The 21,574-nt window shown below is 71.3% G+C and carries 19 protein-coding genes and 1 tRNA gene; 6 read left to right on the plus strand and 14 right to left on the minus strand.

Annotated features, from left to right (window positions below; all coding sequences use genetic code 11):
- The first annotated feature begins 134 nt into the window (after positions 1–134).
- Entirely contained in the window at positions 135–3,644 is a 3,510-nt protein-coding gene (locus ACWGKJ_RS21450) for a S41 family peptidase (protein ID WP_385019934.1), read from the plus strand.
- 164 nt (positions 3,645–3,808) lie between these two features.
- On the opposite strand, the gene ACWGKJ_RS21455 is transcribed toward ACWGKJ_RS21450, so the two are convergent.
- The 4 genes from ACWGKJ_RS21455 to ACWGKJ_RS21470 form a co-directional block, all read right to left on the minus strand.
- Positions 3,809–4,006: a hypothetical protein gene (locus ACWGKJ_RS21455; RefSeq protein ID WP_385019932.1), complete on the minus strand. Its 198-nt coding sequence runs from the start codon at positions 4,004–4,006 to the stop codon at positions 3,809–3,811.
- Positions 4,007–4,098: 92 nt separating this feature from the next.
- Positions 4,099–4,980 (minus strand): SDR family oxidoreductase, encoded by an 882-nt coding sequence (locus tag ACWGKJ_RS21460; RefSeq protein ID WP_385019930.1) that lies wholly within the window; start codon positions 4,978–4,980, stop codon positions 4,099–4,101.
- Positions 4,977–5,903 carry an alpha/beta fold hydrolase gene (locus ACWGKJ_RS21465; protein ID WP_385019928.1) on the minus strand — a complete coding sequence of 309 codons (927 nt, stop codon included), beginning with the start codon at positions 5,901–5,903 and terminating at the stop codon, positions 4,977–4,979. Before ACWGKJ_RS21465 ends, ACWGKJ_RS21460 begins: the two co-directional genes overlap by 4 nt.
- Positions 5,900–7,474 (minus strand): flavin-containing monooxygenase, encoded by a 1,575-nt coding sequence (locus tag ACWGKJ_RS21470; protein ID WP_385019926.1) that lies wholly within the window; start codon positions 7,472–7,474, stop codon positions 5,900–5,902. Before ACWGKJ_RS21470 ends, ACWGKJ_RS21465 begins: the two co-directional genes overlap by 4 nt.
- A gap of 164 nt (positions 7,475–7,638) precedes the next feature.
- Here ACWGKJ_RS21470 and ACWGKJ_RS21475 point away from each other — a divergent pair, with 164 nt between their 5' ends.
- Both ACWGKJ_RS21475 and ACWGKJ_RS21480 read left to right on the plus strand, forming a co-directional pair.
- Positions 7,639–8,304, plus strand: a complete 666-nt coding sequence (locus ACWGKJ_RS21475; RefSeq protein WP_385019961.1) for a MerR family transcriptional regulator — start codon at positions 7,639–7,641, stop codon at positions 8,302–8,304.
- Between the two features lie 215 nt (positions 8,305–8,519).
- Complete coding sequence (locus ACWGKJ_RS21480) at positions 8,520–9,461, plus strand: calcium-binding protein (protein ID WP_385019924.1); 942 nt, start codon at positions 8,520–8,522, stop codon at positions 9,459–9,461.
- A gap of 85 nt (positions 9,462–9,546) precedes the next feature.
- On the opposite strand, the gene ACWGKJ_RS21485 is transcribed toward ACWGKJ_RS21480, so the two are convergent.
- Complete coding sequence (locus tag ACWGKJ_RS21485) at positions 9,547–10,350, minus strand: exodeoxyribonuclease III (RefSeq protein WP_385019922.1); 804 nt, start codon at positions 10,348–10,350, stop codon at positions 9,547–9,549.
- A 49-nt stretch (positions 10,351–10,399) separates the two neighbouring features.
- Here ACWGKJ_RS21485 and ACWGKJ_RS21490 point away from each other — a divergent pair, with 49 nt between their 5' ends.
- Positions 10,400–10,894: a GNAT family N-acetyltransferase gene (locus tag ACWGKJ_RS21490; RefSeq protein ID WP_385019920.1), complete on the plus strand. Its 495-nt coding sequence runs from the start codon at positions 10,400–10,402 to the stop codon at positions 10,892–10,894.
- An 82-nt stretch (positions 10,895–10,976) separates the two neighbouring features.
- Here ACWGKJ_RS21490 and ACWGKJ_RS21495 read toward each other — a convergent pair whose 3' ends face one another.
- On the minus strand, positions 10,977–11,792 hold the full coding sequence (locus ACWGKJ_RS21495; protein ID WP_385019918.1) for an SAM-dependent methyltransferase: 816 nt from the start codon (positions 11,790–11,792) through the stop codon (positions 10,977–10,979).
- A gap of 199 nt (positions 11,793–11,991) precedes the next feature.
- Between ACWGKJ_RS21495 and ACWGKJ_RS21500 the strand changes: the two genes are divergently transcribed.
- Positions 11,992–12,378 carry a VOC family protein gene (locus ACWGKJ_RS21500; RefSeq protein WP_385019916.1) on the plus strand — a complete coding sequence of 129 codons (387 nt, stop codon included), beginning with the start codon at positions 11,992–11,994 and terminating at the stop codon, positions 12,376–12,378.
- Between the two features lie 182 nt (positions 12,379–12,560).
- Here ACWGKJ_RS21500 and ACWGKJ_RS21505 read toward each other — a convergent pair.
- The 7 genes from ACWGKJ_RS21505 to galU form a co-directional block, all read right to left on the minus strand.
- Positions 12,561–12,634: transfer RNA gene (locus ACWGKJ_RS21505), tRNA-Ala, on the minus strand.
- An 84-nt stretch (positions 12,635–12,718) separates the two neighbouring features.
- On the minus strand, positions 12,719–13,810 hold the full coding sequence (sepX, locus tag ACWGKJ_RS21510; RefSeq protein ID WP_385019913.1) for a divisome protein SepX/GlpR: 1,092 nt from the start codon (positions 13,808–13,810) through the stop codon (positions 12,719–12,721).
- A 221-nt stretch (positions 13,811–14,031) separates the two neighbouring features.
- Positions 14,032–14,643, minus strand: a complete 612-nt coding sequence (locus ACWGKJ_RS21515; RefSeq protein WP_385019911.1) for a GNAT family N-acetyltransferase — start codon at positions 14,641–14,643, stop codon at positions 14,032–14,034.
- Positions 14,644–14,660: 17 nt separating this feature from the next.
- Positions 14,661–15,188, minus strand: a complete 528-nt coding sequence (locus tag ACWGKJ_RS21520) for a MogA/MoaB family molybdenum cofactor biosynthesis protein (protein ID WP_385019909.1) — start codon at positions 15,186–15,188, stop codon at positions 14,661–14,663.
- The gene (gene moaC, locus ACWGKJ_RS21525) at positions 15,185–15,685 is read right to left on the minus strand and encodes a cyclic pyranopterin monophosphate synthase MoaC (protein WP_453315792.1); all 501 of its coding nucleotides are present in this window, start codon (positions 15,683–15,685) and stop codon (positions 15,185–15,187) included. The genes ACWGKJ_RS21520 and moaC overlap by 4 nt, the downstream gene beginning before the upstream one ends.
- A 60-nt stretch (positions 15,686–15,745) precedes the next feature.
- On the minus strand, positions 15,746–17,050 hold the full coding sequence (gene glp, locus ACWGKJ_RS21530) for a molybdotransferase-like divisome protein Glp (RefSeq protein ID WP_385019905.1): 1,305 nt from the start codon (positions 17,048–17,050) through the stop codon (positions 15,746–15,748).
- A gap of 3 nt (positions 17,051–17,053) precedes the next feature.
- Positions 17,054–17,956 (minus strand): UTP--glucose-1-phosphate uridylyltransferase GalU, encoded by a 903-nt coding sequence (galU, locus tag ACWGKJ_RS21535; protein WP_385019903.1) that lies wholly within the window; start codon positions 17,954–17,956, stop codon positions 17,054–17,056.
- A gap of 94 nt (positions 17,957–18,050) precedes the next feature.
- Here galU and ACWGKJ_RS21540 point away from each other — a divergent pair, with 94 nt between their 5' ends.
- Entirely contained in the window at positions 18,051–18,644 is a 594-nt protein-coding gene (locus ACWGKJ_RS21540) for a 5-formyltetrahydrofolate cyclo-ligase (RefSeq protein ID WP_385019901.1), read from the plus strand.
- Positions 18,645–18,784: 140 nt separating this feature from the next.
- Here ACWGKJ_RS21540 and ACWGKJ_RS21545 read toward each other — a convergent pair whose 3' ends face one another.
- On the minus strand, positions 18,785–21,541 hold the full coding sequence (locus ACWGKJ_RS21545; protein ID WP_385019899.1) for a penicillin acylase family protein: 2,757 nt from the start codon (positions 21,539–21,541) through the stop codon (positions 18,785–18,787).
- Positions 21,542–21,574 lie beyond the last annotated feature (33 nt).

The following is a 21,574-nucleotide window of genomic DNA, read 5'->3' on the forward strand; positions in this document are numbered from 1 at the left end:
GCCGCCCTGGAGCGAAACGACAACGTTTCGCTTGTGGACTCGATCACGGTTGTCGGACCGGCATAAGAGCCGCCTGACCAGCGAGGGTCCGTCCACGAGTTGCCGGGCCCCCGTGGCGCGGAAAGCATTGGGGGGTGAGCCAAGCCGCTGCGGGAGATACCGCGTACCTCCGCTTCCCGAACCTCCATGGCGACCTGCTGTGCTTCGTGACCGAGGACGACCTCTGGGTCGCGCCCCTGGACGGCGGGGCGGGCCGTCCGGAGCGGGCCTGGCGGATCACCGCCGACCGGACCCGGGTGGGCCAGCCGAGGTTCTCGCCCGACGGCGGGCACCTCGCGTACACGTCCTGGCGCAGTCTGGATCCGGAGATCCATCTGGCCCCCGTGCAGGGCGGCCCGTCCCGGCGGCTGACGTACTGGGGCTCGCTCGACACCCGGGTACGCGGCTGGACCCCGGAGGGCGACATCCTGGCCGTGGCCTCGCAGAACCAGCCGTTCTCACACTTCAGCTGGGCCTACACGGTGGCCACCGACGGTTCGCCGGGCGCCAAACTGCCCTGGGGCCCGGTGCACGACATCGCGGTCGGCGACGTGGACGGCGAGCGCCGCACCCTGCTGCTCACCGGGAAGCCGCCGCACGAACCGGCGGCCTGGAAGCGCTACCGCGGCGGCGCCACCGGCCGCCTCTGGCTGCACGGCCAACGGTTGCTCGCCGGGATCGACGGGCATCTGGCCTGCCCGATGCTGGTCGACGGCCGGGTCGCCTTCCTCTCCGACCACGAGGGCGTCGGCAACCTGTACTCCTGTCTGCCGGACGGCACGGATCTGCGCCGCCACACCGACCACGCCGCCTGGTACGCGAGGAACGCGTCCACCGACGGCCACCGGGTGGTCTACCAGTGCGCGGGTGACATCTGGCTCGCCGACGACCTGTCGCCCGGCGCGGTCCCGCGCAGGCTGGACATCCGCATCGGCAGCCCGCGCACCGGCCGGCGCGCCTACCAGGTCCCGGCGTCCGCCAACGTCGACGGGCTGTCCGTGGACCAGACGGGCCGGGCGAGCGCGGTCGTGGTCCGCGGCAGCCTGTACTGGCTCACCCACCGCGACGGCCCGGCCCGCACCATCACGGACACCCCGGGGGTACGGGTCCGCCTCCCCGAGATGCTCGGCAGCGCGGGACGGATCGCGTACGTCACGGACGCGGAGGGCGAGGACGCGGTCGAGATCGCGTACATGCCACGCGCCAGCGGCAGCCGGCCGCCCCGGCGGCTGGCCGCCGGGGCGCTGGGCCGGGTCCAGGAGATGGTCTCGGACCCCAAGGGGGAGCGCCTGGCCATCGCCTCGCACGACGGGCGGCTCCTGCTGCTCACGGTGGACGAGGACGACAACGAGGCGTTGTCGGGCGGGGCGTTGGGCAAGGGCAAGGCGCCGGGGGCCGGGGGGCCGGAGGGCGGGGCACCGGAGGGCGCAGCGGACGAGTCGCCGGGCGGCGCACCGGAAGCCGGACCGGCAGCAGCCCCGGAAAGCGACTCGGAGGGCGACTCAGCATCGGACGGCGACTCAGCAGGAGGTGGCCCGGAAGGCGACCCGGAAGGCGACACCGCCGCCACCGCGGGCGGCGGCGAGGTCACCGAGCTGATCCGTTCGCTCAACGGCCCGGTGCGTGATCTGGCCTTCTCGCCGGACGGGATGTGGCTGACCTGGTCGCACCCCGGTATCGGCCGCTCGCTGCGCCAGATCAAGATGGCCAAGATCGCCGGCCCGATGGCCCCGACCGTGGTCGACGTCACCAACGGCCGCTTCGAGGACGAGAATCCGGTCTTCACCACCGACGGCCGCTATCTGGCGTTCCTCTCCTGGCGCGGTTTCGACCCGGTGTACGACGTCCACACCGGCGACCTGTCGTTCCCGCTGGGCTGCCGCCCGTACCTGGTGCCGCTCACCTCCGCGACGCCCTCGCCCTTCGCGCTCTCCCCCGACGGCCGCCCGGCGGCGGGCGGACTCGACCCGGTGGACGACCTGGGGGACGAGAGCGCGGACGGCAGCAGGGTGCTGGTCGAGATCGAGGGCCTGGAGAGCCGGGTCACCCCCTTTCCGGTGCCCGCGTCGAAGTACTCCTCGCTCTGCCCGGTCAGCGGCGGCGGCCTCGTCTGGCTGCGCTGGCCCATCTCCGGCGCGCTCGGCGAGACCTTCGTCAACCCGGCCGACACCTCGGGCCGCCCCACGCTCGAACACTTCGCCATCGCCAGGGCCCGCAAGGCCGAACTGGTCGACCACCTCGACTGGTTCGCGGTCAGCGGCGACGGCAGCCGGCTGGTCGTCATGGACCTGGGCGAACTGCGCGCGGTCCCCGCCACCGAGCCCGGCGACGGCGACACCACGGCCTTCCTCGACCCGCGCCGCATCCTGCACGACGTCGACCCGCCATCGGAGTGGCGCCAGGCGTACGACGAGGCGGGGCGCCTCATCCGCGCCTACTTCTGGGAGCCGCGGATGTGCGGCATCGACTGGTCGGCGATCCTGGACCAGTACCGCCCGCTGGTCGAACGGGTCGCGTCCCCCGACGAGTTCGCCGATCTGCTCCGCGAGGTCCTGGGCGAGCTGGGCACCTCGCACGCCTATGTCACGGCGGCCCGCCGCAACGAAGGACCGCCGCACTACCAGCGGGTGATGGGTCTGCTGGGCGCGAATCTGGTGTGCCGGGACGGCGCCTGGCTGGTCAAGCGGATCCTGCCCGGCGACTCGTCGGACTCCAGGGCGCGCTCCCCGCTGGCCGGTACGGGCATCCGCGAGGGCGCCGTACTGACCCATGTGGACGGGCGCCCCGTGGACCCGGTCACCGGCCCCTACCCGCTGCTCGCGGCGGCGGGCGGCACCACGGTCGAGCTGACGTTCGGCGCGGCAGGCGGCGGTGGCGGATCCCGCCGGGTCGCGGTGGTCCCGCTGATCGACGAGCGTCCGCTGCGCTACCAGGACTGGGTGGCCAAACGGCGCGCTGTCGTCAGGGAGTTGAGCGACGGGCGGTGCGGCTATCTGCACATCCCGGACATGGGCGGTTCGGGGTGGGCCCAGTTCAACCGGGATCTGCGCCTCGAAATGTCGCGCCCCGCGCTGATTGTGGACGTACGGGGCAACGCGGGCGGGCACATCAGCGAGCTGGTGGTCGAGAAGCTCACCCGTACGATCCTCGGCTGGGACCTCACCCGGGACGCCCAGCCGGTCTCGTACGCGTCGAACGCGCCCCGCGGCCCGGTGGTCGCCCTCGCCGACGAGGCCACCTCGTCCGACGGCGACATGATCACGGCGGCGTTCCGGCTGCTCGGTCTCGGCCCGGTGGTGGGTCAGCGGACCTGGGGCGGTGTGGTCGGCATGACCGGCCGGCACCGGCTGGGCGACGGCACGGTGATCACGGTGCCGATGAACGCGGCCTGGTTCGACACCTACGGCTGGTCGGTCGAGAACCACGGCGTGGACCCGGACATCGAGGCCCTGCGCACCCCGCTGAACTGGGCGGAGGGCCGCCATGGCCAGCTCGACGACGCGGTCTGGACAGCGCTCGACCTCCTGGCGGCCAAACCGGCGGCGGAACCCCCGGACTACTCGGACGTCCCGGACAAGAGGCGGCCTGCGTTGCCGCCGCGGTAGGGGGCGGGGGCGGGGGCGGGGGCGGCAAAATCAAGCCCGTCCGGCGTTTGAGGACCGGGGGCCCGGGGGCAGCGCCCCCGTGCACACCGACCCGCACCGCCCGCCTCACCCGCAACGAAAGGGCGCGCCCCCCGCAAGGAGAGACGCGCCCTGTCACGGCTCGCTCAGGAGTCGAACTGGTCCCGGACCCGGTCCGCTTCACCCAGGACCCGCTTCTCCGCCCGGTCCCCCGCCCGGCCACCACGCTCCCCGGACTGCTCGTCGGGGCGCGACGACCGCTCACCCTCCGCGCCGCCCATCGACTGCTTGCCCTTCTCGGCGAGCTGCTGCGCCTTGTCCCTGAACTGGTCCTTCATTCCCATGAGGTTCAACTCCTGGTGAGATGTGAGGGGTGGAGGGCTGCGCCCTCCAGGCCCGACCAGACTGACACGGCGGAACATTCACCGCATTTCGATCAGTAACGCTCCGTGCGCGCCTTCTCGTCCGCCGCCCCGCCCGCGCCCACGAGCCCCCGCCCGACCCCGGCGAGCCGCGGCTCGAAGCGCCGCATCTCCCGCTGGCCGACGGTGCCGATCAGCGCGGGCAGATATCCCCGTACGGACTGCATTCCGCGCAGCCACCACTGCGCGTACACATGCGCGGACCTGCGCTCGATCCCGGCCACGATCCGGTCGACGGCCGGGCCGAGCGGGTAGGTGCGGTTGGCCGGCCACGGCAGCCGCTGCCGCAACTCCCGCATCACGTCGTCCTCGTCGGCGCCGCGCACCATGTCCGTGTCCGTCCAGGACAGATAACCGACCCCGACCCGTACGCCCTTGTAGCCGACCTCGGCCCGCAGACAGTGGGCGAACGCCTCGACGCCCGACTTGGAGGCGCAGTACGCGGACATCATCGGCGCGGGCGTGATCGCGGCCAGCGACGCGATCTGCAGGAAGTACCCGCGGCTCTCCATCAGCACCGGCAGGAACGCCCGCGCGGTCACCGCCCCGCCCACCAGATTGACCTCGACGACCCGCCGCCACGCCTCGGGGTCCGAGTCCGCGAAGGGCCCGCCGGACGCCACCCCGGCGTTGGCCACGACGATGTCGACCTTGCCGAAGTGCGCCTTGACCTCCTGGGCGACGGCCGCCATCGCCGTGTGGTCGGTGACATCGGCGTGCCAGTGCGCGCTCTCGGTGTGCAGCCGCCCGGAGACCGCCTTCAGCTCGTCCGGCTCCAGGCCGACGAGCGCCACCCTCGCCCCGCGCGCGGAGAGTTTGCGGGCCAGCAGCTCACCGACCCCGCGGGCGGCCCCGGTGACGACGGCGACCTGGCCCTCCAGGCTGTTCCTGCTCATACGGCCTCCTCCTTCTCCACTCGCCGGCCGGCGGCCAGGTCCACCGGTACGTGTACGGCGGCCAGTTCGCGCAGCTGCGCGGTGACCGCTTCGGGCGCCTCCACCGGGGTCATATGGCCGATGCCGACCAGCTCGGTGAGGCCGGTGCAGTGCGGCAGCGCGGCGGCCAGCGCCCGTGCGTGCACCACCGGCGTGAGCCGGTCGGCCGTCCCCGCGACCACTGCGGTGGGTACGGTCAACTCCTTTACGCCCGACTCCAGATCGAGCCCGGCGAGCACATGCGACCACGCCACCCGCGCCGTCCGGGGGCAGGTGTGCACGATGCGGGCGCACGTGGCCACCCGGTCCGGGGCCGAACCGGGGCCCATCGTGGCGTACTTGAGGATCCGCCTGGATACGGGCGTGACCGGGCCGAGCGGGGCGCGCGCCCCGAGCACCGCGCCGGTCAGCCGGGTCCGCAGCCGTCCGGGCCGCAGCGGCAGCACCGTCGACTCGGCGATCAGCCGTGAGCTGCCCGTACTGCACAGCAGCACCGCGGCCGCGTGCTCACGGAACCCCGGCCGTCCAGCGGCGGCCATCATCGTCATCCCGCCCATCGAGTGACCGGCGAGTACCGCCCGCTCACCGGGGTCGAGGGTGGCGGCGAGCACCGCCTCCAGGTCGTCGGCCAGGAGTTCCGTGGTGTACGGGCCTGTGCTGCGGTCGGTGCCGGGTGAGCGCCCGTGTCCGCGCTGGTCGTAGACCACCACCCGGTGGTCGGCCGAGAGTGCGCGGATCTGGGCGTCCCAGAAGCGGGTCGAGCAGGTCCAGCCGTGCGCGAGCACCACGGCGGGGGCGCCCTCGGGCCCGTACACCTCGGTGTGGATCCGCGCGCCGTCCGCGGAGACGACGGTCAGCACGCCGCCCGCTCCCGCGCGGCTCACACCGACTCCCGGTCGGCGGCGCGGCCCTGGCCGACGGCGTGCTTGCGGTCCGTGACCCGGTCGTGGTCGCCGGTCCGCTGGCGCACCAGGGGCCGGTCGGTTTCCACCCGTACGACGCGGTACTCGGCGAGGTCCACCTCCCGGGTGGCCTTGCGGAACTCGGCTGTCGTGCCCGGCCAGATCGTGGTGTTGCGGCCGTTCGCGTCGAGGTACCAGCTGGTGCAGCCGCCGGTGTTCCAGACGGTCCGCTCCATCCGCTCCTGGACGTGGTCGTTCCAGGCGTCCACCGCCGTCGGCCGGGGGTCGAGTGCGACGCGTCCGCCGAGCATGTCCAACTGCCGCAGATAGTCGGCGAGATAGCTCAGCTGGGACTCGATCATGAGGATCATCGACGAGTTGCCGAGTCCGGTGTTGGGCCCGATGATCGTCATCCAGTTGGGGAACCCGGCCGCCGTCGCGCCGCGCAGCGACCGCATGCCGTCCTTCCAGGTCTCGGCGAGCGTGGCACCCTCGGCGCCCACCACCCGCTCCGCGATCGGCATGTCCGTCACATGGAAACCGGTGCCGAAGATGATCACGTCCGCCTCGGTCTCGGTTCCGTCGGACGCCACCAGCGTATTTCCCCTGACCTCCTTGAGGCCGGAGGCCACGACGTCCACATTGGGCTGCGCGAGCGCCGGGTAGTAGGTGCTGGAGAGCAGGATGCGCTTGCAGCCGATCCGGTACGAGGGCGTCAGCTTGGCGCGCAGCGCCGGGTCCTTGATCGAGCGGCCGATGTTGGCCTTGCCTATGGACTCGATCAGGCCGAGTTCATTGGGGTGCTTGGTGAAGGCGCTGACCTGGAGCTCTCGTATGCTCCACAGCAGCCGCCTGCGGGCGGCGGCGGTGAAGGGCACCTTTCCGTGCAGCCACCGCTCGGCGCCGCTTATCGCGCGGTCCATGCGGGGCATCACCCACGGCGGGGTGCGCTGGAAGAGGGTGAGCCGTCCGGCGTCGGGCTGGATCGCGGGCACGATCTGGATCGCGGACGCCCCGGTACCGATCATCGCGACGCGCTTGCCCCGCAGGTCGTAGCCGTGGTCCCACTGCGCGGAGTGGAAGACCTTGCCCTCGAACGAGTCGAGCCCCGGGACGTCCGGCAGCTTGGGGTCGGAGAGCGGCCCGGTCGCGGAGACGACCAGGTCGGCGGTGAGCGTTCCCCGCGCGGTCTCGATCTCCCAGCGCAGTTCGCCGGTGTCCCAGCGCATCTTCCGCACCTCGTGGTCGAGGCGGATGTGCGGCCGCAGCCCGAAGGTGTCCGCGACGTTCTCCAGATAGGCCCGGATGTGCGGCTGGCCCGAGAAGGTGCGCGGCCAGTCGGGGTTGGGGGCGAAGGAGAACGAGTAGAGGTGGGACGGCACATCGCAGGCGCACCCCGGATAGCTGTTGTCGCGCCAGGTCCCGCCCACCGAACCGGCCCGCTCCAGGACGACGAAGTCGGTGATCCCCTCGCGGCGCAGCCGGACGGCGGCCCCCAGGCCGCCGAATCCGGATCCGATCACCGCCACTCGTACGTGCTCGTGCTCGGCCATGCTGCCGCCTCCCGCAGTACCCCGGACTCTGCCAGTAATCACTGGCACTGTTGGAGAGTAGAGCAGCTTCGTACTCATGGGTAGGGGGCAGACCGAGGAAAGTGCGCGCCGGTACGGCATAGGCTTCCGGCGTGGCAGAGGAGAGAACGGGGCGCGAGTACCGCATGGAAGAGCTGGCCGAAGCGGCCGGGATCACCGTGCGCACCCTGCGCTTCTACCGCGAACGCAAGCTGATCCCGCCACCGCGCCGCGAGGGCCGCATCGCCTGGTACGACGAGCACCATCTCGCCCGGCTGCGTACGATCTCGGCCCTGCTGGAGCGCGGCCACACCCTCAGCGGCATCGCGGATCTCGCCACGGCCTTCGAGAGCGGCCGGGACGTGGGCCGGCTGCTCGGCCTGGCGGCCACCGAGCCCCCGGCGTGGACGGAGGAGGAGCCGGTCCGGCTCACTCCGGAGCAGCTCGCGGACTACTTCGAGGGCGAGGTCACGGCGGAGAACCTGGCGTCCGCGCTCGACCTCGGCTATCTCGCCACGGACGGCGACGACATCATCCACATCAGCCGCCGCCTGCTGGATGTGTCGGCGGCGCTGGTACGCCAGGGCGTCCCGCTGGCAGCGGTCCTCGCGGCGGGCGACGAAGTCCGCAAGCACACCGAGGCCCTGACAGAACTGTTCTCCGCCCTGGTCCACACCCATCTGCCGGACGAGGACTTCACCAGCGCGATGGAGCGGGTGCGCCCGCTGGCCAAGAGCGTGGTGGACGCGGAGCTGTCGATGTCACTGGACCGGCGGGTACGGGCGGAGAAGAACGGCGGGGATGCGGGGTAGCGCCGGGCCGTACGGCATGGACTCCCGTACGGCATGAACTCTCGCCGACGGGTGCGCGACGGCAAGCTGTACGGCCGCGATCCAACTCCCCGTCCCCGCAGGCCAGATGGGGTGCGCACGGCAGATTCGGCGCCCTCGGGGCAGGACAACCATCGGGCGGGCCCACCCGTCACTTGTGGTTGTCGCAACCACCCATCGCGCACGGAGGCCACACGATGCCCACTCAACCCACCCGGTCCACCCAGCCCACCCGCACCGCCGGCCGCCGGACGGTCCGCGCCGCTTCGGCGCTGACGCTTGCCATCGGCGCCGGACTCGCCGCTCCCCTGTTCCTCGCCGGTCCGGCCGGCGCCGCCACCCCGGCGGCGAGCGCCGGACTGGACAGCACCGGGCGGACCATCCATTACGCAGCCGCCCCCGGGCAGACCAACCGGGCGGCCGTCACCGTGTCGAAGACCGACGGCTCGCCGGACATCACCTATGTGATCGACGACGCCGTCCCGATCGACGCCGGGGCAGGATGCGCGTACCCGGACGGCGCGGACCGTACGAAGGTCCGCTGCACGGTCACCACCGTGGACTCCCAGGACCCGTACGCGAGCCTGACGATCGGCCTCGGTGACGGAAACGATGTCCTCACCTACGACAACGCCACAGGACAGACCTACAACTTCGCCTCGGTGGACCTCGGGGACGGCGCGGACCAGCTGACCGACACCGGCGCCGTCGACGGCAACTCCGTCCTCGGCGGCGCGGGCGACGACGACCTCACGGTCGGCGCCGACGCAGTGGTCCTGGGTGGCGACGGCGCCGACACGGTGCACGCCACGGGCGGCGGGGCCGTCATACAGGGCGGTGTGGACGACGACACGGTCTACGCGGACGGCGACGCGAATTCCGTGTCGGGCGGCGCGGGCGACGATGTGATCCACGGCGGCGCGGGCGACCAGAACCTCTCCGGCGACGACGGGAACGACCGGCTCTACGGCGGCGCGGGCAACGACTTCCTGTACGGCGGCAAGGGCGACGACATCCTGTACGGCAACAGCGGGGACGACACGCTCTACGGCAACAGCGGTGACGACGAGCTCTACGGCGGCCCGGGCAAGGACACGCTCTCGGGCGGTTCGGGTACGAACGTCGTCCATCAGGACTGAGGCCCCCCCGGCCAGGACCGTGGGCCCGCCGCCCCGGGCGGGCCCACGGCCGCGGGGCGGGGGCGGGCCCGCAGGCCGCCGCACCCTACAGGTCGTACACCGCCGTCACCGGCGCATGGTCGCTCCACCGCTCGCCGTGCGTGGCGGCCCGCTCGACCCACGCCTTGACCGCCTTCGCGGCAAGACCGGGGGTCGCCATCTGGTAGTCGATGCGCCACCCCGCGTCATTGTCGAAGGCGCGCCCACGGTAGGACCACCACGAGTACGGGCCCTCCACATCCGGATGCAGCCCCCGCACCACGTCGGCGTAGGCCGCACCGTCCGCCGCGAGGACACGCGTCAGCCACTCGCGCTCCTCCGGCAGGAAGCCGGAGTTCTTCTTGTTGCCCTTCCAGTTCTTGAGGTCGGCCTCCTGGTGGGCGATGTTCCAGTCGCCGCAGACCACGACCTCGCGGCCGTCCGCCGCCGCCCGCTCCCGGAGCCCCTGGAGGTACGGCAGGAACTCCGCCATGAACCGCAGCTTCTCGTCCTGCCGCTCCGTGCCGACCTCGCCGGACGGCAGATAGAGGCTCGCGACCGTCACTCCGGGCAGGTCGATCTCCACGTACCGCCCACTGCCGTCGAACTCCGCGCTGCCGAATCCGATCTGCACCCGCTCCGGCTCACGCCGGCTGTACAGCGAGACACCCGCGCGCCCCTTGGCAGCCGCCGGGGCGTGCACCGTGGACCAGCCCTCCGGCTCGCGGACCTCCTGCGGCAGCTGTCCGGGCTCGGCCCGTACCTCCTGGAGGCAGATCACATCGGCTTCGGTCTGCGCCAGCCACTCCACGAAGCCCTTCTTGGCGGCGGCGCGCAGCCCGTTCACGTTTACGGTTGTCACAGTGAGCATCAGGAAACCCTACCGACATGAGCCAATGCATGGATGTACCATCTCTTGCATGAATATCCGGCCGGTCCGTTACGATCACCCCGACGCGGTCAAGCTCGATGACCAGGTCCAGCTCGAATACATCGAGCGCTACGGGGACGGCGGCGACGTCACCCCGCTCGACGCCACGATGTTCCACCCGCCCGCCGGGCTCTACCTCCTGGCGTACGACGGAGACGGCACCCCGGTGGCCACCGGCGGCTGGCGGAACCAGGACGGTGCGGGCGCCGAGGGGTACTCGAAGGGCGACGCCGAGCTGAAGCGGATGTACGTGGTCCGCGAGGCGCGCGGCCTCGGGCTGGCCCGCCGGATCCTCGCCACCCTGGAGGAGAGCGCCCGCGCGGCCGGCCGGATCCGTATGGTCCTGGAGACCGGGGACCGGCAGCCCGAGGCGATAGCGCTGTACACGTCGAGCGGGTACACACCCTGCGCCAAATTCGGCCACTACCGGGAGTACGAGAGCAGCCGCTGCTTCGCGAAGCCGCTCACCCCGCCCGCCGGGTGAGGCGCGGCCCCGCCCGGGTCCGACCCGCCATCCGTACGGACCTGACCCGCTCCCCGTACGGAACGAACCGCCCGCCCGCCGCTCAGCGCTTCCGGGCGACCCCGACGTAGAAACCGCTCCGCTCCCTCTCCGGCGCGGGCCCGTCCTGGTACCACTCGGTCGCAGGCACCAGCCCCGGCGGGACGAGGTCGAGCCCGTCGAAGAACGGCTCGACCTCCGCCCGGGTCCGCATCCGCAGCGAGATGGCACCGTCGCGGTATGCCGTCCTGGTGTCGGCCTCCAGCTCCGGGTGCTGGTCGGCCGTGCCGTGCGAGAGCACCAGATAGCTGCCGGACGGCAGGGCGTCGACCAGGGTGCGGGTGATGCCGTACGGGTCCTGGTCGTCGGGCAGGAAGTGCAGCAGCGCGATGAGCGACAGGGCGACAGGCCGCCCGAAGTCGAGCAGTTCACGGGCGCGGTCCAGGATCAGCTCCGGCTCGCGCACATCGGCGTGGATGTAGTCGGTGGCGCCCTCGGGGCTGCTGATGAGCAGGGCCTCCGCGTGGCGCAGCACGATCGGGTCGTTGTCCGCGTAGACGATCCGGGCGGTGGGGGTGACCGCCTGGACCACCTGGTGCAGATTGGGCGCGGTCGGAATGCCGGTACCGATGTCGAGGAACTGGCTGACCCCGTTCCGCGCCAGCCACCCCGCGGCACGGTGCATGAAGGCCCGGTTCCGTGCCGCGTTGCCCCGCGCCTCCACCGGCAGTTTCTCGCCGACCTGCTGATCGACCGGGTAGTTGTCCTTGCCGCCCAGGAGCCAGTCGTAGACACGTGCCGGATGGGGCCTGCTGGTGTCGATCCGGGGCTTGTCACTCTCGGGGTTGTCAGTAGGAGGCTTGTCACTGCCGGCGGTCACGGAACGCTCCTCGATGTTCGAATCGCTGTGCCTACACGGTAGTCGGGGCGCTGTCGGTCCGCGCGCCCCGCCGATGGCCGCACCGCCCGGCAGCCGCGACGGTCAGCAGTCGTAGCGGTGGGCGTACGGCATCCCGGGGCAGGCCGTGCAGACGAAGAGGTACACACCGCCCCGGCCGCCCATCACCATGTGGTGCCCGATGCCGTCCAGGACCGCCCTCTACGGCCTGGCCGACGGCAGCGCGCTTGCCTTCTTCCAGTTCGCCGACCCCAAGGACCAGGAGGAGTTCCGGACCAGCACCAACTCAACTCCTCTGCGTCACATAGCTTTCAAGGTCGAGGCCGAGACACCGGAAGTCATCCGCGAGCGCATCGCCGCAGTCGGCTCCACGGACGCGAACCCCCATGTGATCGACCACGGGTTCTGCGTCTCGCTGTACATCACGGACCCCAACGGGTTGATCCTGGAGTTCGTCGTCGACCACCCCGACGTGGAGAAGATCGACGCCGAGCAGCGCACCACCGCACACGCCGACCTCGCCCGTTGGCTCGCCGGTGACCACACCAGCAACAACCGTTGGCGCTGACCGCCACCCCGCGGCCCCGAACCCGCGGCGCCGGCCCTGCGGCGTCGGCCGAAACGACCCTCCCGCGGACCGGATGCGCCCTCCGCAGCCTCGCGGAAACGACGAAATCCCGGTCGGACGAAGACCGTCTGACCGGGATTTCATGAACCGCTCCGGGATGAACCCGGAGGCGGTCCTTGCGGTGGACCTGTGGGGATTTGAACCCCAGACCCCCTCGATGCGAACGAGGTGCGCTACCAGACTGCGCCACAGGCCCTTGCAACGAGTGAAACTCTAGCACCCCGGAAGGGGTGCTCGGAAATCCGCTCCCCCGCTGGTCACGGACGCCCCGCGCGGCCGGTCATTCATTGGCGGCGCGGGGCCGGTCCTCGTCCTCGTACTGGTCGAAGAGCGGGGTGCGGCCGCGCTCGCGGGAGCGGCGGGCCGCCGGGCCCTGTCGGTCCTGGACGGGGCCGTCGTCCGGGGTCTCGCCGGAGGCCGGTTCGGCCACGCTGGACGAGCGGGCCGAACTCCAGGTGTCCGGGGCCCCGAGGTCGATACTGCCCGGCGCGCGGGGCGCGACCGGTGCGGTGACATAGGTCGGCAGCGGCACCGGGACGGGATCCCAGCTGTCGCCGCGTTCCCGTCCGCGCTCGCGCTGCTGGTCGACCCACTCCGCGTGGTCGGTCTGCTCGACCAGGGCGCGGCGGCCGGCCTCCTGCGCGGAGACGGCCGGGGCCGGCTCGGGCTCGGGGTGGCGCGCCTCGGCGTCGGGGTGCTGCTCGCCCGCGCCCGCGCCGGGGCGGCGGGGGCGGTTCTCGCGCAGCCGCTGCGCCGCGGCCTCGGCCCGGCGCCGGTCCATCGTGAAGGCGAAGCGCCGGCGCTCCTGGGTCCGCAGATACACGATGTAGGTGCTCAGCAGGAGACCCGGTACGGCGGGTGCCCAGAGGAAGCCCAGGCCGCCGACCGCGGCGACGACCGCGCCGGCGGTGAACGCCACGAAGAGCAGCACAGTGGTGCGTCTGCGGCGCGCGAGGGCCTTGAGGCGCCGGGCGCGCTCCGCCGCGGGACCGGCCGCGGGCGCGGCGCGGCGCGCCTTGCGGCCGGACCGCTCCGGGCGGGCCGTCCGGCCTGCCGGATGCGCCGGGTCCGTCTGGTCCTCGGGGTCGTCCGGAGACACGGCGAAGGACCGGACGTCGACGGAACTCGGGGAATTCGTCGCACTGTCCGGCACCGCATCGTCGGGAAGACCCTCACCGGCTGCCCGCTCCTGAAGCTCCCTGGCGTACCGGCGCTCCATTCCCGCCCGTCCGGACAGCAGCCGGATGGCGGTGCTGAAGCGTTCCGTGGGACGGGCCTCGTTCAGCTCGTCCTGCCTGCGGAGCCACATCGGCACCAAGTAGGCGGCCCAGGCCCCGACGATGACTGCGTAGATGAGGCCACTACTGCTCACCCTCACACCGTAGAGGGGTCCGCATGGGGCCATCTGCCAATTGGCCCGGTGTGTCGCACGATCCGGCTGATATCTCGAACTTTTTTTGTGATTGTTCGGATCAACAGTCTCCGAATGTGGGCGTGTTCACGCCCGAGTCAGGACCGATTGGCCGTCAATTTCGAACACTTATTTTATTTACGGGGTCTTCCTCCGGCCACGGCACCTGGGGCGGGGAACCCTCACGGCAGCTTCGGTGTCGTCCCGGGACGCGCCCGGCGCCACCTGTTGAGCAGTCCGTCGGGGACTTCGTCCGCGGTGAGCGCGAAGACCAGATGGTCGCGCCAGGCCCCGTCGATGTGCAGATAGCGCGGTCGCAGCCCCTCCTCGCGGAATCCGAGTTTCTCCACGACCCGTCGGCTCGGCTCGTTCTCGGGGCGAATGCAGACCTCGATACGGTGCATACCGACGGTACGGAAACAGTGGTCGACGGTGAGCGCCACCGCGGTCGGCATGACGCCCCGCCCGGCGACCTCCCGGTCGACCCAGTAACCGACATGGCCCGAACACATCGAGCCCCAGGTGATACCGGCGACGGTCAACTGCCCGACCAGCCGCCCCTGGTACTCGATCACGAAGGGCAGCATCCGTCCGCCGTGCGCCTCCGCGCGCAGATGGCGGACCATCTGCCGGTACGTGGGGCGCTGCGCGACCGGGCCGCCGGGTGCGGGCGGCGGAACGGTCGCTTCCCAGGGGCGCAGCCAGTCGCGGTTGCGCCGGTTCACCTCGCGCCAGACCTTCTGGTCCCGCAGTCTTATCGGGCGCAGGGCGACTGGGCCTTCTGCCAGTTCCACGGGCCACGGTGAGAGGTTCAGCTCATGCTCCCGGCGGGTCTGGGGTGGTCGCCGCCCCGGATCTGGTCCACGGCGTGCACCAGCAGCCGTCCCAGTACGGCGAGTCCGTCGCGGACCCCGCCGGTGGAGCCGGGGAGGTTCACGACGAGGGTCGTGCCGGCCAGTCCGGCGACGCCCCGGGAGAGTGCGGCGGTCGGGACCTTGGCCAGGCCCTCGGCGCGGATCGCCTCCGGGATGCCCGGAATCTCGCGGTCGAGGACGCGCAGGGTCGCGTCGGGGGTGCGGTCGGTGGGCGAGATGCCCGTACCGCCGGTGGTGACGATGACGTCGTACGCCGCGGCGACCCCTTCGCGCAACGCCTGCTCGACCGGGTCGCCGTCCGGGACGACACGTGGTCCCGCGACCGTGAAACCGAGTCCGGTGAGCGCCTCGGCGATGAGCGGGCCGCCCCGGTCCTCGTACACCCCGGCGGATGCGCGGTTCGACGCCGTCACCACGAGCGCGGTGTACGCCCGGGGCGCGGGCGGAGTGGAGTGCGCCGTCATGCTCCGGTCCCCTCCGGCGCGGGGCGGCGGTACGTGCCCGACTTGCCGCCGGTCTTCTCCTCGACCCGTACGTCGGTGATGACCGCCCCCTTGTCGACCGCCTTCACCATGTCGATCACGGTGAGCGCCGCGACCGTGACGGCGGTCAGCGCCTCCATCTCGACGCCGGTGCGGTCCGTGGTTTTCACGGTGGCGAGGATCTCCACCGCGTCGTCGGCGACGGTCAGGTCGAGCTTCACCCCGGAGACCGCCAGCGGGTGGCAGAGCGGAATCAGGTCGGGGGTGCGCTTGGCCCCCATGATCCCCGCGATCCGCGCGGTGGCGAGGGCGTCACCCTTGGGGACGCCCTCGCCCCTGAGCAGTTCCACGACGCGCGGCGAGACGAGGACCCGTCCGGCGGCGCGTGCGGTGCGCGCGGTGACGTCCTTCTCCGAGACGTCGACCATGCGGGCCGCGCCCGCCTCGTCGATGTGCGTGAGCCCTTGCTGCGTACTCATGGCTGTGGTGCTCCCGGTCCGGCCTGTGTGGTCAGACACGGTACCGCCACGGCGTGCTCCTCAGCCCAGGAGGACCACGTCGAGCTCCGTGCCCGGCTCGGCCAGCTCGGTCTTCTCGGGGATCACGATCAGGCAGTCGGCGTGGGCAAGGGCCGCGATCAGATGCGAACCCGAGCCTCCGACGGTGGTGACGGTGCCCTTCTCCGCGTCGTATCTGCCGCGCAGGAACTGGCGCCGCCCGGCGGGCGAGCCGACCGGACCACGGGCCTCCAGGGTGGCGCGGACCGTCCGGCGGCTGACGTCCTTGACGCCCATCAGGGCACGGATCGCGGGGCGCACGAACAACTCGAACGAGACATAGCTGGAGACCGGGTTGCCCGGGAGCGCGAGCAGCGGGGTGTGGTCGGGGCCGATCGAGCCGAAGCCCTGCGGCTTGCCCGGCTGCATCGCCAGCTTGCGGAAGTCGATGCCGCTGCCGTGCTCGTCCTGGTCACCGACGGACGACAGGGCCTCCTTGACCACGTCGTAGGCGCCGACGCTGACACCGCCCGTGGTGACCAGCAGGTCGGCCCTGATCAGCTGGTCCTCGATGGTGGCGCGCAGCTCGTGGGCGTCGTCGGTGACCGCTCCGACGCGGTACGCGATGGCGCCCGCGTCCTGGGCCGCCGCGGCCAGGGCGAAGCTGTTGGAGTCGTAGATCTGGCCCTCGGCGAGCACCTCGCCGGGCTGCGTCAGCTCGCTGCCGGTCGACATGACGACGACGCGCGGGCGCGGGCGGACCCGCACCGAGCCCCGGCCGATCGCGGCGAGCAGCCCGATCTGCGGCGGGCCGAGCAGGGTGCCCGCTTCGAGCGCGAGTTCGCCGGAGCGGACGTCGCTGCCGCGCTCGCGGACGTGTGCGCCGGGACCGGCCGGGCGGTAGACCCGGACTTCGCCGCTCGCGCCCTCGGGTGCGCCGCTCGCGGCCCGCATGGTGGTGGCTGTCCCCCGGCCCGTACCGCCGTCGGTCCACTCCACCGGTACGACGGCCTGGGCGCCGGGCGGCAGTGGGGCACCGGTCATGATGCGGGCGGCCTGGCCGGGCCCCACCGTGGGCAGTTGGGCCATTCCGGCCGCCACATCCCCGATGACCGTGAGGACGGCGGGGTACTCCTCGCTCGCGCCCTCGACGTCGACCGTACGGATCGCGTACCCGTCCATCGAGCTGTTGTCGAAGGGCGGCAGCGAGACCTCGACCGTGACGTCCTCGACGAGGACGCAGCCCTGGGCGTCCGGCAGTTGCAGCTCGATCGGTTCGAGTGGGCGGACCGCGGCGAGGATGTCGGCCAGATGGTCGTCCACCGACCAGATCGGGGCGTTGCTCACGTGCTACATCTCCTCGGTGACATAACGGCGAAGCCAGGTCCTGAAGTCCGGGCCCAGGTCTTCACGTTCGCACGCGAGTCTGACAATGGCGCGGAGATAGTCCCCCCGGTCGCCGGTGTCATAACGGCGGCCCTTGAAGACGACACCGTGCACCGGGCCTCCGGCGTTCTCGTCGTGCGCGAGGTACTGGAGGGCGTCGGTGAGCTGGATCTCGCCGCCGCGGCCCGGCTCGGTCTTGCGCAGTATCTCGAAGACGGCGGGGTCCAGGACGTAACGGCCGATGATCGCGAGGTTGCTGGGGGCGTCGGCGGCCGCGGGCTTCTCCACCAGGTCGGTGACCCTGACCACGTCGGACTCACCGGTGGGCGCCACGGCCGCGCAGCCGTACAGATGGATCTGGGACGGCTCGACCTCCATGAGCGCGACCACACTGCCGCCCTCGCGCTCCTGGACCTCCACCATGCGGGCGAGGAGCGGGTCGCGCGGGTCGATCAGGTCGTCGCCGAGGAGGACCGCGAAGGGCTGGTCGCCGACGTGCGGCGCCGCGCACAGGACGGCGTGGCCGAGGCCCCTGGGGTCGCCCTGGCGGACATAGTGCATGGTCGCGAGATCGCTGGACTCCTGGACCCTGGCGAGCTTCTCGGCGTCGCCCTTGCGGGTGAGCGCCGACTCCAGCTCGTAGTTGCGGTCGAAGTGGTCCTCAAGCGGGCGCTTGTTGCGGCCGGTGATCATGAGTACGTCGGAGAGCCCGGCCGACACCGCCTCTTCGACGACGTACTGGATGGCGGGTTTGTCCACCACAGGCAGCATCTCTTTGGGTGTGGCCTTGGTGGCCGGCAGGAACCGGGTGCCGAGGCCCGCTGCCGGAATGACAGCCTTGCTGATCCTGGGGGACAACTGAGTCATACGTAGCACCATATCTGTTCACTTCGGAGCGGAAGATGACGCTCCGGTTAATAGATCCTCATATACGAGGTAACGAGAGGATTGCGAAGTTCCGATGGCGTCCGCAAACACCGACAAACCGTCCTTGCGGCGGCAACTCCTGTCCGTGAGGGCCCTCCTGTCCAGTGAGGACGTCGAATCGGCCGCCGCGGTTCTCGCCGAACGCGCCGTCGCGCTCCCGGAGCTCGCGCGGGCGCACACCGTGGCGGCGTATGTCTCGGTCGGCCGTGAACCGGGCACCCGCCCGCTCCTGGACGCCCTGCGCGAGCGCGGGGTCCGGGTGCTGCTGCCGGTGCTGCTGGCCGACAACGACCTCGACTGGGGCGTGTACAGGGGCGCGCAGTCGCTGGTACCCGCCGGGCGCGGGCTCCTTGAGCCGGACGGCGCGCGGCTCGGCGTACACGCGGTGCTCGAAGCGGACACCGTTTTGCTGCCCGGTCTCGCCGTCGACGGGCGCGGGATGCGGCTGGGCCGCGGCGGCGGCAGCTACGACCGGGTGCTCGCCCGGCTCGCACGGGCGGAGGCCCACCCCGCCCTGGTGGTGCTGCTGTACGGGAACGAGGTGGTCGCCCGGGTCCCGGAGGAGCCGCACGACCACCCCGTGCACACGGTGGTGACCCCGGAGGGAATCCGCCGCTTCGGCGGCTGAGCGCCGGTCCGGGCGGCCCCGCCCCTCGCCCGGACCACCAGAACCATCTGGACCACCCGGACCGCCCGGCCCCCCGGATCAGCCGAGGCCGGGCGCGCAGGCGCCCGGCGGCGGCGCGCAGTCGCCCCGGGCGCCCCGCCTCACGGCTTGAGCACCAGGGTGTCGACCGTGCTCCGGTCCACGGCGTCCTTGCTGAACGACCAGTCGAGCAGTTCGCCGTTGGCCCACTTGCCCTCCTGGTCGGTGTAGTGGGCGCTGTACGCGTGCCCCGACTCACCGGTCAGGTTGATCCACTGCGACTTGTCGAGATCCTTGAGGTTCACGACCATCCGCATCGAGGGCACCCAGACGACGCCGTACCCGCCGGCCGCGTTCCAGCCGGTCGCGTCGACCGCCGCCTCGCCGCCGCCCAGGTTGAACGGGCCGCGGTTGAGCATCCACTTGAGGACACCCGGCCCGTCGGTGCCGAGCGTCTGGTTCTTGAGCATCAGCTGGTGGAGCCGGCCCCAGTTCCAGGTGTCGACGTCCTTGCCGAGCTTGGCGGTCAGCTCCCAGCGGGCGTCCTTCATGGCGCGCCCGAGCAGTTCGTCCCGGTTGTGCGTGGCCTTGTCGAGACGGGTCTTCGGCGTCTTCCACCAGTCGCTGTCCGGCTTGTCGAGCAGCTTGCGCACGACCTCGAACCAGCGGTCGCCGCCGTCCGGCTGCGCCGAGTCGGCCGCGCGCTCACCGCACTCACGTACCAGTGTGTCCTGCTTGTCGGCGGGCCCCGAAGCGCTGTCGGCGGGCGGCACGTTGATGCACTGCCCCTCCACCCGCAGCTCCTTGGGCAGCTTCTCGCCGAAGGCCAGTTTGAGGATGTTGCGCCAGACCGCGTTGAAGTACGCGGCAGCCGCCGAGTCCGACTCCTGGGTGTAGTCCCAGCCCTCCAGTAGCTTCTGCGCCTCGCGGACGTACGGGTCCTTGACGTTCAGCTTCAGCAGCAGCGGGGTCAGCAGCTTGGCGATCTCGCTGCTGTTGTCCAGCTGCATCTTCTGCATGTCCTCGGTCGAGATCTTCCCGCCGTCCTTGGTCTTCGACTCGATGAGGTCGGTGATCCGCCGGCTGCGGGTGCCGTATCCCCAGTCCTCGGTCAGCAGGTACGGGTACTTCTTCGGGTCGATCACGGCCTGGTTGGCGGTGACGATGTAGCCGCGCTTCGGGTTGTACTCGTAGGGCAGCTTGTCGAAGGGGATCGTGCCCTTCCAGGCGTACTTGGGGTCCCAGCCCGGCGCGGGCATCGTGCCGTCGTACCCGTGGGAGCGGACCGGGATGGTGCCGGGCGCCTGGTAGCCGATGTTGCCCTTGGTGTCGGCGTAGATCAGGTTCTGCGAGGGGACCTCGAAGTTCTTGGCCGCGGCACGGAAGCCGGTCCAGTCCTTCGCCTTGTCCAGGTCGAAGACCGCGTCCATGGAGTTGCCCGGCTGGAGCGCGGTCCACTTGAGGGCCACCGCGTAGCCCGCGCCGCGGTCCGGGGCCGCCGAGGTGACGGGCGCCTTCTGGCCGACCTTCGCCAGCTCGGTGTCCCGGTCGGAGACCAGCGGTCCGTTGTTCGTCCCGCGGACAACGATCTGCCGCGACTTCCCGCCGGCGACCTTGATGGTCTCCTTGCGGGTCGTGAAGGGCTTCTCCTCGCCGTCGTAGAGATAGCCATTGTCGGTGACCTTCTCCAGATAGAGGTCGGTCACATCGGCGCCGAGGTTGGTGAAGCCCCAGGAGATGTCCTGGTTGTGGCCGATGATCACGCCGGGCATGCCGGAGAAGGTGTAGCCCGCGACGTCGTAGTGGCAACTGCTGGAGACCGTCCGGCAGTGCAGGCCCATCTGGTACCAGAGGGACGGAAGTTGCGGCGCGAGGTGCGGATCGTTGGCCAGCAGCGGCTTCCCGGTGGCCGTCAGCTTCCCGGAGACCACCCAGGAGTTGGAGCCGATACCGCTGCCGCTCGGGCCGAGCAGCGCCGGGATGTCGTCCAGGGTCTTGGAGAGCGAGGAGAGCTGCGACTGCATGCCCTGGACCGCGCCGCCCGTGGTGCTGGAACCGTTCGCGTCGCCGCCCGGGGCCGCGTCCTGGTCGAACTTGCCCGTGACGGGGTCGATGCCGCCCTGCTGCACGATCGGCTTGTTGCGGCTGTACGGGTAGGACGGGTACAGGTCGCTGATCTGCTGGGTGCTGAGCCGTGAGGTCATCAGCGAACGGTCGATCTCGTCCTGCATGTTGCCGCGCAGGTCCCAGGCCATCGCCTTGAGCCAGGCCACCGAGTCGACGGGCGTCCAGGCTTCGGGCTTGTAGTCGTTGGTGAGGTTCAGGGCCGCGTACTCGACGGAGATCTGCTTGCCGTCCTTGCCCTTCAGATACGCGTTGACCCCGGCCGAGTACGACTGGAGGTTCTTCTTCGTCTCCGACGACAGCTTGGTGTCGTACTCCTGCTGCGCGACCCGGTGCCAGCCGAGGGTGCGCAGGAAGGAGTCCGTCTTGACCTGGCCGGAGCCGAACATCTCGGAGAGCCGCCCCGACGTCATATGGCGCCGGACGTCCATCTCGTAGAAGCGGTCCTGGGCCTGGACGTAGCCCTGCGCGCGGAAGAGGTCGGCGTCGGTGTCCGCGTAGATCTGCGGGACGCCGTAGCTGTCGCGCTTGACCTCGACGTTGCCGGAGAGGCCGGGGACCTTTATCTCGCCCGTCGTCTGCGGGAGCGACGCCCGCACGGTGCTCACGCCCCAGTACGTCCCGTATCCGATGCCCGCGACGAGCGCCAGCACCACGACGATCACGAGCAGCCTGGCGCGACGCCCTTTCTTCTTACGGGTTTTCGTGCCGGACTGCGTGCCGGAAGGGGCGGCTGAGGTGGTGGCGGCGGGCATCGCTGTCCTTCGAGGGGCAGGGTGGTCTGTAGT

The sequence above is a fragment of the Streptomyces sp. NPDC054757 genome, from assembly GCF_053612185.1.

Bases quoted from the DNA above. Each gene is read 5' to 3' on its own strand.
- ACWGKJ_RS21455 (WP_385019932.1), bottom strand. From the start codon at position 4,006: ATGGGAATGAAGGACCAGTTCAGGGACAAGGCGCAGCAGCTCGCCGAG.
- ACWGKJ_RS21460 (WP_385019930.1), bottom strand. From the start codon at position 4,980: ATGAGCAGGAACAGCCTGGAGGGCCAGGTCGCCGTCGTCACCGGGGCC.
- ACWGKJ_RS21470 (WP_385019926.1), bottom strand. From the start codon at position 7,474: ATGGCCGAGCACGAGCACGTACGAGTGGCGGTGATCGGATCCGGATTC.
- ACWGKJ_RS21475 (WP_385019961.1), top strand. From the start codon at position 7,639: ATGGAAGAGCTGGCCGAAGCGGCCGGGATCACCGTGCGCACCCTGCGC.
- ACWGKJ_RS21480 (WP_385019924.1), top strand. From the start codon at position 8,520: ATGCCCACTCAACCCACCCGGTCCACCCAGCCCACCCGCACCGCCGGC.
- ACWGKJ_RS21485 (WP_385019922.1), bottom strand. From the start codon at position 10,350: ATGCTCACTGTGACAACCGTAAACGTGAACGGGCTGCGCGCCGCCGCC.
- ACWGKJ_RS21490 (WP_385019920.1), top strand. From the start codon at position 10,400: ATGAATATCCGGCCGGTCCGTTACGATCACCCCGACGCGGTCAAGCTC.
- ACWGKJ_RS21500 (WP_385019916.1), top strand. From the start codon at position 11,992: ATGCCGTCCAGGACCGCCCTCTACGGCCTGGCCGACGGCAGCGCGCTT.
- ACWGKJ_RS21520 (WP_385019909.1), bottom strand. From the start codon at position 15,188: ATGACGGCGCACTCCACTCCGCCCGCGCCCCGGGCGTACACCGCGCTC.
- moaC (WP_453315792.1), bottom strand. From the start codon at position 15,685: ATGAGTACGCAGCAAGGGCTCACGCACATCGACGAGGCGGGCGCGGCC.
- galU (WP_385019903.1), bottom strand. From the start codon at position 17,956: ATGACTCAGTTGTCCCCCAGGATCAGCAAGGCTGTCATTCCGGCAGCG.
- ACWGKJ_RS21540 (WP_385019901.1), top strand. From the start codon at position 18,051: ATGGCGTCCGCAAACACCGACAAACCGTCCTTGCGGCGGCAACTCCTG.
- ACWGKJ_RS21545 (WP_385019899.1), bottom strand. From the start codon at position 21,541: ATGCCCGCCGCCACCACCTCAGCCGCCCCTTCCGGCACGCAGTCCGGC.